Genomic DNA, 8752 nt, shown 5'->3' on the forward strand with positions numbered 1-8752 from the left:
TGAGAGCTCACCGCCCACGCCGCCGAACCGCGCGCGCCGTCATGCCCGGTGACAGCGTGACGCTGCCGGTACGGACCGAGGACAGCACCGGCTACGAGCGCGCCAAGTTCAAGCACTGGACCGACGCGGACCGCGACGGCTGCAACACCCGCATGGAGGTCCTCAAGGACGAAGCCGTCACCGCCCCGGTCCACGGCCCCAACTGCACTCTGACCGCTGGCAGTTGGTAATCCCTGAACGACGACCGCCACCTCGACAGCGCGAGCAAGCTGGATGTCGACCACCTCGTCCCGCTGGCCGAGGCCTGGGACTCCAGCGCCTCCCAATGCCCACCCGAACAAAGGAGAGTTGTACGCCAACGACCTGGACGACGCCCGCTACCTGATCGCCGTGTCCGCCGCCGCCTCCATGCCTGCGGCCTGTCGGACGAGACCGGGCGGAACGGACTCCACCAGTTGCTCCGCGCTGAGCGTTCCGCGCCAGGCGTTGGCCATCTCGAAGCCACCGGAGAACTCGATGCCGAGCGCCCCGCCGAAACTTCTCATCTGGTCCACGGCCAGCTTGTGCCGCAGGTGGGTCTCCAACCCGGCGAGGACGGATACTCCGCCACACCCTCAACGCCCGGTCAACTCCCCCAACTGGTCACGCAGTTCGTCGATCACCTCCCGCGCCGCAGCCTCCCGCCGATCGAGTTCCCCCAGCCGTAACACCATCGCCGCCTCCAAGACCACGCCTCAGGACACTTCGATCCTCCTCCGGGGACCAGCGACAACGGCGCACGGCATCACCAGCCCACCACGGTGAGGCACCACCGTCGATCCGGCACTGGTGCACACGAGGGCCCCTAGCCTGCTCGGGACGCTGTTGGTTAATTCGGGGGCTCGCGTGATGTCGGCCTTCAAGACCCGGTTGTGGTTTTGAAGGCCGACGTTGTCGTATGGGGTGGGTGCGGATGTCGATGCAGCCGAGCGGGCCGAACGAGGTCCCGGCGGAGACGGTGCGGGTGGCGCGGGCCGCGTTCCCGAAGGGGAGCCTGGCGATCCGGGTCCGCGACGCGCTGGGGCCGCTGTTCACGGACGAGGAGTTCGCGGACCTGTTCCCGTCGCGAGGCAAACCTGCCTGGTCACCGGGGCGGCTGGCGCTGGTGGTGGTGTTGCAGTTCGTGGAAGGACTGACCGACCGGCAGGCTGTGGAAGCGGTGCGGGCCCGCATCGACGGGAACTACGCGCTTGGCCTGGAACTGGGTGATCCCGGCTTCGACTTCTCGGTGCTGTCGGAGTTCAGGGACCGTCTGACCGGCGCGGACGCCGGGTGCTGGACGGCATCTTGATCGCGGCCGGGGAACGGGGACTGCTGACGACCGCGGCCCGGGCACGGACCGATTCCACGCACGTGCTGACGGCGGCCCGGGAACTGTGCTGGCTGGAGATGGTCGCCGAGACGCTGCGTGCCGCGTTGAACGCGCTGGCCCAGGCGGCACCGCAGCGGCTGTCCCAGGTCGCGGAACCGGACTGGTTCAGGAACTACGCCACGAGGGCCGAGGACTCCCGTTTCCCCAAGTCACGCACCAAGCGGGACGAGGTGGGGGCACGGATCGGCCGTGACGGGATGCGGCTGCTCGAAGCCGTCTTCTCACCAGGTGCACCCGAAGGACTGCGGACGCTCGAACAGGTGGAACACCTGCGTCAGGTCTGGGACCAGTCCTTCCACCCGGTGGAGGGCGAGGTGAGGCGCAGGGACCCAAAAGACCGCCCGCCGGGCGCGATGCGCCTGGTCAGCTCCTATGACACCGAGGCTCGCGGCAGCGTAAAGCGGGACACCATGTGGGACGGATACAAGGTCCACCTCACCGAGACCTGTGAACCGGACACCCGGAACCTGATCACGAACGTGGCCACGACCGTGGCGACCGTGCCCGACATCTCGATGACCGAAGCCGTGCATGCCCAGCTCGCCCAGGCGGGCCGTCTGCCCGACGAGCACCTGGTCGACGCCGGATACGTCGACGCGCATCTGCTGGTCAGCACCCGACGTGACTATGGTGTCACGCTTACCGGGCCCGTCGTCGGCATCGTCAGCCACCAGGCCGCCGCGAACAACGGCTTCACCGCCGACGACTTCACCATCGACTGGGAGGGCGGGCAGGTCACCTGCCCTGGCGGAAAGACCACCACCCGCTGGAACCCTGACCGTTCACCCGAGGGCACCCCCGTGATCAGGGTCCGCTTCAACGGCGGGCATTGCCGCCCGTGCCCGGTCCGCGAACAGTGCACCCCCTCCAGCCTCGGCCGCCGTCTGACCCTGCGGCCCCGCGAAGAGCACGAAGCGCTCCGCCAGGCCCGCGCCGAGCAGGACACCGACACCTGGAAGGACTGCTACAAGACCCGCGCCGGAGTCGAGGGCACGATCTCCCAGGGCGTCCAGCGCTGCGGCCTGCGCAGATCCCGCTACCGCGGCCTCGCAAAAACCAGCCTCCAGCACCAGCTCACCGGCGCCGCGGTCAACCTCGCCCGCATCGACGCCCACCTCACCGGCACACCCCGGGGCCACACCCGCACCAGCCACTTCGCAGCACTCGGCCCCCAATGATCCGTGGGTGCACTCGGTCAGCGTGCCTTACGCGGGTGCCGCTGCGCCCATGCTCCGCTCTCTTCCCGGAGGTAGGCAGGGACACACCAGCGTGGCCGGTTGAACCAGGCCACCGAGAGCTGGAGAACGACGCCGGCCAGGAAGACGACGAGCAGCAGACCGGCCACGACGAGTGCTGCGAAGGAGCCCTCGTGCGGGCGCTGGCCGACACCACCGATGATGAACATCATCATCGCCGCCATCAGCGCCAACCCGCCGACCGAGAAGGGCGCCCAGCCGCGAACCAGTCCACGGTTGATGTCGCCCCTGAACCGGAACACCCCTTGGCCCACGACTTGCTGGTAGTAGTCGGGATCCTTCCACAACCGCTGGGCACGCCAGGCGGAGAAGCAGGCGCTGCCACCCCAGAAGACCAGAAGAAAAATCCCCACCACAATCAACTCCGAACTAACTGGCGATGTCGGTGATGGCGTGGTTGGCATGGTTGCCGGAGAACACAGCAACAGCACCACCGGCCACCGCTCCCCCGACTCCGAGCAGTGATTTTCCTACCACGTCCCAGCCTCTGCTTCTGCCGAGGGCGCCGAGTTGCGCGGTACCAGGGGTGTCCGCTCGCAGCACTCGGCCCCGCCGAGCCGAAGCTCAGCGGGGCCGAGAAGAGCCTGCCCCTGAATTAACCAACAGCGTCTGCTCGAGGCCGAGGGCCGACAGCGTACCGACGCCGCTCATGTCCTGGCCGAGGCCGCACCCGCCTGGCTGACCCCGGTGATCAGGCCCGGCTCGGCCAAGCGGTACGGGCTCCAAGTGGAGATCGGCAAACTACCGGGCGCGAGCACCGCCGTGGCCTCTGCTGCTCGGCGCTGTACTTGTTCACGTACGGCCTGCACGGCCCCGTGCCTAGCCGTTCCACCGCCAGCCAGCGCACCGCGGCTGCGGCTTCATGGTTGACGACCTGGAACGGCTGCACCGTCACCGGCGACCGGCGGGATACCCGAATTCCGCCAGTCGGACCTCCAGGCCGCCGGAGCGAGGACGATCCGGCGGCCCGTGCGGAACGGGTCACCCCTCGGTTCGCCGGATTCCGCCCCGCAGGGCGATGTCCCGGGCGAGCGTGAGGCTCCCCATCAGCTCCGCGCGGGTGCCGAGGGCCGACGCGACGACCTGGACGCGGTTGTCGAAGCCCGGCTGGGCGAGCCGTTCGATCGAGTCGCGGACGCCACCGACGAACGCCTCGCCCGCCTGGCTCATCTCGCCGCCGATGACGACGGCCCCGGGGTCGAGCAGTGCGCACAGATTGGCCAGGACGCGGCCGAGGGTGCGGCCGGATTCGGCGAATATCTTCCGCGCCACCGGGTGCTGGGCGATCTCCGGCAGCCGGGACAGCAGGTCGCTGTCGCCCGGGTAGAAGTGCTGGACCTGCTGGAGCACCTGGCGGACGGAGACGATGGTCTCCAGGCAGCCGCGGTTGCCGCACCGGCACCAGTCCCCGTCCGGGATCACCTGGGTGTGTCCGATCTCGCCGGCGGCCCCGAAGCTGCCGTTGACCGGAATCCCGTGGACGATGAGGCCCGCTCCGATGCCGTCGGAGGCTCTGACGTAGATGAGATTGCCTCGGTGGTCGGCGCCGCCGTGCCGGTGTTCGGCCAGAGCCCCGAGATTCGCGTCGTTGTCGAGGGAGACGGTCAGTCCCGTCCGGGAGCTCAGTTCGGCCGCGAGATCGAGCCCGGCCCAGCTGGACAGGATGGTGGGCGAGGCGATCGCCCGTTTGCTCATGTCCAACGGCCCCGGTATGCCCACGACGCACGCGCTCACGGGCCCGTCGACGGTGAGCCGGACTTCCTCGACCGTCCGCCGGATCATGTCGGCCGTGATGTCCAGGGCCGAGGCCGGCCGGGTGTCCACATCGATCGCCACCCGGCGTTCGGTCCGGACGGTGAGGTCCAGGGTGGCCGCGGCGACGGTGAGATGCCGGTGGCCGACGTCGACTCCGATGACCGCGCCCGCCGGGTAGCGCGGCCGGAGGCGCCGGCCGGGGCGCCCGCGGCCGCCCGTGTTCTCCCCCTGGTGCTCGGTCAGCAGTTCCTCGGCGAGAAGGTCGCGGACGACGGCCGCGACGACCGGACGGGTCATGCCGAGCGCCGTCTGCAGTTCGGGGCGCGACGCGCTCCCGTGCCGCCGGACATGGGACAGGACGTCGTCATGCGCCGACACGTGTCACCTCCCCTGTGGGGGCGTCAATTTATGTCCGTCAAGAGCGGAATTCCAGAGGGTTGACGCATCGAATGTGCGAATTTAGCCTCCTTGAGCGTTCGACCCTTTATAGAGCCAGCTGCTTCGACTCGAATTCTGTCCGTAGGAGACGTAAATCATCGGGCACTTCAGTGGTGAGGAGTTCGCATGGAGCTCGATCGAAGATCGGTAGAACGCCACGGCAGCCGTTTACGCCGTACGGCGCTGATCGTGGGAGTGGGCGTGACGCTCCTGGCCGGGAGCACTGCCGTGGCTCCCAATGCGTCGGGCGTGGACGGCCCGGGCCTGACGGTCAAGGTGTCCGCGCGCGTCGCCGCCCTCATCGCCCGCATGACGCTGGACGAGAAACTGTCCTTCGTCCACGGCGGCACCGATCCCAAGACGCTGGGACAGGCCGGATACATCCCGGGAGTGCCCCGACTCGGCATCCCCGAACTGCGGCTGACCGACGGTCCGGCGGGAGTCCGGGTGAACGAGCACGCCACCGCGATGCCGGCACCGGTGGCCCTCGCCTCGTCCTTCGACGACCAACTGGCCCGGGAGTTCGGCCGGACCGTCGGACGCGACGGCCGCGCGCTCGGCCAGGACGTCCTGCTCGCCCCCATGACGAACACCATCCGAGTGCCGTACGCGGGGCGGAACTTCGAGACGTTCAGTGAGGACCCGCTGCTCAGCTCCCGCATGGTGGCCGGTGAGGTCGAGGGCGTCCAGAGCCAGGGCCTGATCACCACCGTCAAGCACTACGCGGAGAACAACCAGGAGGACAACCGCATGGGGGTGAACGTCAACGTCGACGAGCAGACCCTGCGTCAGATCGAACTGCCCCCCTTCGAGGCAGCCGTCAGGGCCGGCGCCGGGGCGGTGATGTGCTCCTACAACTCGGTGAACGGCAGCCACGGCTGCGGCAACGAGGAACTGCTCGACTCAATCCTCAAGGAGCAGTGGGGCTTTTCGGGCTGGGTCATGTCGGACTGGGGCGCGGCCCACGCAACGACCGATATCGTGAACGGCCTCGACCAGGAGATGCCCAGCGGCGTCTACCTGGGCGAGGAGCTGAAGACCGCGATAACCGACGGCACCATTCCGGTCTCCGAGCTGAATGATTCGGTCGCACGCATTCTGCGGCAGATGACGAAATTCGGCCTCCTCGACGGTGCGGCGACCCGGCGACCGGCAAGGGATCCGAAAGGCGGTGCGAAAGTCGCCCAGAAGGTGGCCGAATCCGGCGCGGTCCTGCTGAAGAACACCGGCGGAGCACTTCCGCTGACCGGCAAGGAGACCAGCATCGGGCTCATCGGCCCGACCGCGAAGACGCCGAAGGTCACCGGCGGCGGCAGCTCCAACGTCGTACCGGACTCCGCGGCCTCGCCGCTGGACACCATCACCGCGCGGGCCGGCCGGCACACCACGGTGAGCTACGCGGCCGGTGTCGACACCGGCGACCCCATCCCCGCGTCGGCCCTCAGCACCCCCCTGCCGGTCGACGCGGACGGCACGATCCCCGTCACGCCGGACGCCTCCTTCTACTACAGCGGCACCCTCACCGTGCCGACCGACGGCGACTACTCCTTCGTGTTCGACCTCCCCGCCGCCTACGGCCTGTTGAAGATCGACGGGAGCACCGTCATCACCGGCTTCCTGGGCTCCAGCAACGCCACGGTGCACCTCACGGCGGGCACGCACAGCCTCGCGGCCGGCGCCTTCGCGATCCAGGGCGGACCGACGAAGGTCCGGCTGAGCTGGGTCACCCCGCAGGCCGCGCAGGCCGCCCGCGAACAGGCGGTGGCCCTGGCCCGCCAGGTGAAGACCCCCGTCGTCTTCGCCTACGACGACGGCACCGAGGGCTTCGACCGGAAGAGCCTCTCCCTGCCGGCCGACCAGGACGGACTCATCTCCGCCGTCGCCGACGCCAACCCGAACACCCTCGTCGTCCTCAACACCGGGTCGTCGATCACCATGCCGTGGCTGTCCAAGGTCAAGGCGGTCCTCGACATGTACTACCCCGGGGAGAACGGCGCCGAGGCCACCGCCAGGCTGCTCTACGGCGACGTCAATCCCTCGGGCAGGCTCAGCCAGACGTTCCCCGCGAGCGAGTCCGCGACACCGGTCGCCGACGACCCGCTCAGGTACCCGGGAGTCGACAACCAGGAGAACTACTCCGAGGGCATCTACGTGGGCTACCGCTGGTACGACAAGGAGCGGTCGACACCGCTCTTTCCCTTCGGTTACGGACTGTCGTACACCTCCTTCGCCTACCGCGATCTCTCCGTACAGCAGGTGCACGGCACGCTGACCGTCTCCTTCACTCTGAAGAACACCGGCACCCGTGACGGCGCCGAGGTCGCCCAGGTCTACGTCGGTGCGAGCCCGAGGACCACCGCGCCGCAGGCGGTGCGCTCGCTCGGCGGCTACCAGAAAGTGCGGCTGCGCGCGGGGCAGTCGAAGACCGTGCGCATCCGCGTCGACGCCCAGCAGCTGAAGTACTGGAACACGTCCTCCCACGGCTGGGTCCTCGGCACCGGCAACCGGGACGTGTGGGTCGGCTCCTCGTCGCGGACCCTCCCCGTGCACGGAAGCGTCGACGTCACCCGCTGACAGCCCGGTTCCTCCCTCCACCTCCACCAGGCTTGCCGGCCGTGGCGGCACGGCCGGCATCCCGCAGATGACGGCCTTGGCGATCACCTCCCACGGTCACACGCTCACCCCTGCGGAAGTCCCGTCACTCAAGGCTCAGTTGCCTGAATGCCCCTTCCGAAGAAGGCCCCGGCTCCCAGAGTCGGGGCCCACCGCATGTTCACGCCTGCTCTCCTGTGACCGTAGGGCTCGCACTACGCTGTGCAGCGCCGGAAGCGGGGCAGAGCGAGCGTGATGGAAGGAGCCTTGGGTGGATGCCGTGACGGAGAGCATCACGAAGAACCGGCAGTCGGCGCGGACACTGCGTGCGATGGTCGAGCGTGCCTATGGCAGCGGGCAGGTGCCGCAGAGTGACGGTTTCGCCGAGGAGATCACCCACGGCTGGTTCAACGTCGCCTACCGGATCCAACTGCGTGACGGGTCGCAGGTGGTGCTGAAGATCGCCCCTCCCCCGGATGTCGAGGTGCTGACCCGTGAGCGCGGAATGATGCGTACGGAGCTGACGGCGCTGGCGCTGGTGCGCGAGCGCACGACGGTGCCGGTGCCTCGGGTCGACTACGCCGATCCGAGCGGGGAACTGGTCGCGGCCGACTACTTCTTCATGGAGTACGTGGACGCGGACAACTTCGGCATCGCTGTCGAGGAGGGGCGGCTGCCGGCCGAGGTGGTCAGCGCGGGCGGGCGTCAACTGGGGGCGCTCAACAGGGAACTGAACTCGATCACCGGCCCGCACTTCGGACCGCTCGTAGGCACGGGCTCGGCGACGTGGCGTGAGGCTTTCACCCTGATGATGGAGGACACCCTTGCCGACGGGCGGCGGGCGGGCGTCGACATCGGGCGGGACTACGACGAGATCCGCGCGGTCCTCGCGCGGAACGCGCATGCTCTGGACGAGGTGGACCAGCCGCGGTTCGTCGAGGTCGACCTGTGGACGAAGAACTCGATGATCAGGAATGGCCGGATCGTCTCGATCCTCGACCACGAACGCGCGATGTGGGGCGACCCTTTGATGGAGGCGGGTTTCACCGGCATCGACATGCCCGCGTTCGGCGACCCCACCGACTTCGTCAGCGGCTACGGCCTGGGTGAACTGTCCACCTCGCAGCGCAAGCGTCGGCTGCTGTACTCGCTGCATCTGGCCGTCGTCATGATCGTGGAGACGGTGTTCCGAGGCCATACGGACCCGACCACCTACGACTTCGCCCGCACCCAGCTCGATCAACTCATGGCCCGCTGAACCGACTCGGAGATCACGGACAGGTCGTGATCTTCGTAGCGG

Annotated in this window: 6 protein-coding genes and 1 pseudogene; 4 read left to right on the forward strand and 3 right to left on the reverse strand. The window is 68.6% G+C overall.

Annotation, left to right across the window (positions count from 1 at the left end):
• Positions 1–41 precede the first annotated feature (41 nt).
• On the forward strand, positions 42–230 hold the full coding sequence (locus ACIQPR_RS46340) for a hypothetical protein (protein ID WP_403662895.1): 189 nt from the start codon (positions 42–44) through the stop codon (positions 228–230).
• Between the two features lie 147 nt (positions 231–377).
• Here the strand turns inward: ACIQPR_RS46340 and ACIQPR_RS46345 are convergent, their stop codons facing one another.
• Entirely contained in the window at positions 378–584 is a 207-nt protein-coding gene (locus ACIQPR_RS46345; RefSeq protein ID WP_403662898.1) for a hypothetical protein, read from the reverse strand.
• 368 nt (positions 585–952) lie between these two features.
• Between ACIQPR_RS46345 and ACIQPR_RS46350 the strand changes: the two are divergent.
• Positions 953–2589: pseudogene (locus ACIQPR_RS46350) on the forward strand (IS1182 family transposase).
• Between the two features lie 17 nt (positions 2590–2606).
• On the opposite strand, the gene ACIQPR_RS46355 reads toward ACIQPR_RS46350, so the two are convergent.
• Together ACIQPR_RS46355 and ACIQPR_RS46360 are read right to left on the reverse strand one after the other, a co-directional pair.
• Positions 2607–3101, reverse strand: coding sequence for a hypothetical protein (locus ACIQPR_RS46355; protein ID WP_403662901.1), 495 nt, complete (start codon positions 3099–3101; stop codon positions 2607–2609).
• 547 nt (positions 3102–3648) lie between these two features.
• Positions 3649–4800, reverse strand: a complete 1152-nt coding sequence (locus ACIQPR_RS46360; protein ID WP_403662904.1) for an ROK family protein — start codon at positions 4798–4800, stop codon at positions 3649–3651.
• 186 nt (positions 4801–4986) lie between these two features.
• Here ACIQPR_RS46360 and ACIQPR_RS46365 point away from each other — a divergent pair, with 186 nt between their 5' ends.
• Both ACIQPR_RS46365 and ACIQPR_RS46370 read left to right on the forward strand, forming a co-directional pair.
• The gene (locus tag ACIQPR_RS46365) at positions 4987–7434 is read left to right on the forward strand and encodes a glycoside hydrolase family 3 C-terminal domain-containing protein (RefSeq protein WP_403662907.1); all 2448 of its coding nucleotides are present in this window, start codon (positions 4987–4989) and stop codon (positions 7432–7434) included.
• A gap of 289 nt (positions 7435–7723) precedes the next feature.
• Positions 7724–8710, forward strand: a complete 987-nt coding sequence (locus ACIQPR_RS46370; RefSeq protein ID WP_403662910.1) for a phosphotransferase family protein — start codon at positions 7724–7726, stop codon at positions 8708–8710.
• Positions 8711–8752: the final 42 nt, after the last annotated feature.

It is taken from the genome of Streptomyces sp. NPDC091280 (assembly GCF_044768565.1).
In the GTDB taxonomy this organism is placed as follows: Bacteria; Actinomycetota; Actinomycetes; order Streptomycetales; family Streptomycetaceae; genus Streptomyces.

Coding starts and splice junctions, on each gene's coding strand:
- ACIQPR_RS46340 (WP_403662895.1), top strand. CDS start 42: ATGCCCGGTGACAGCGTGACGCTGCCGGTACGGACCGAGGACAGCACC.
- ACIQPR_RS46365 (WP_403662907.1), top strand. CDS start 4,987: ATGGAGCTCGATCGAAGATCGGTAGAACGCCACGGCAGCCGTTTACGC.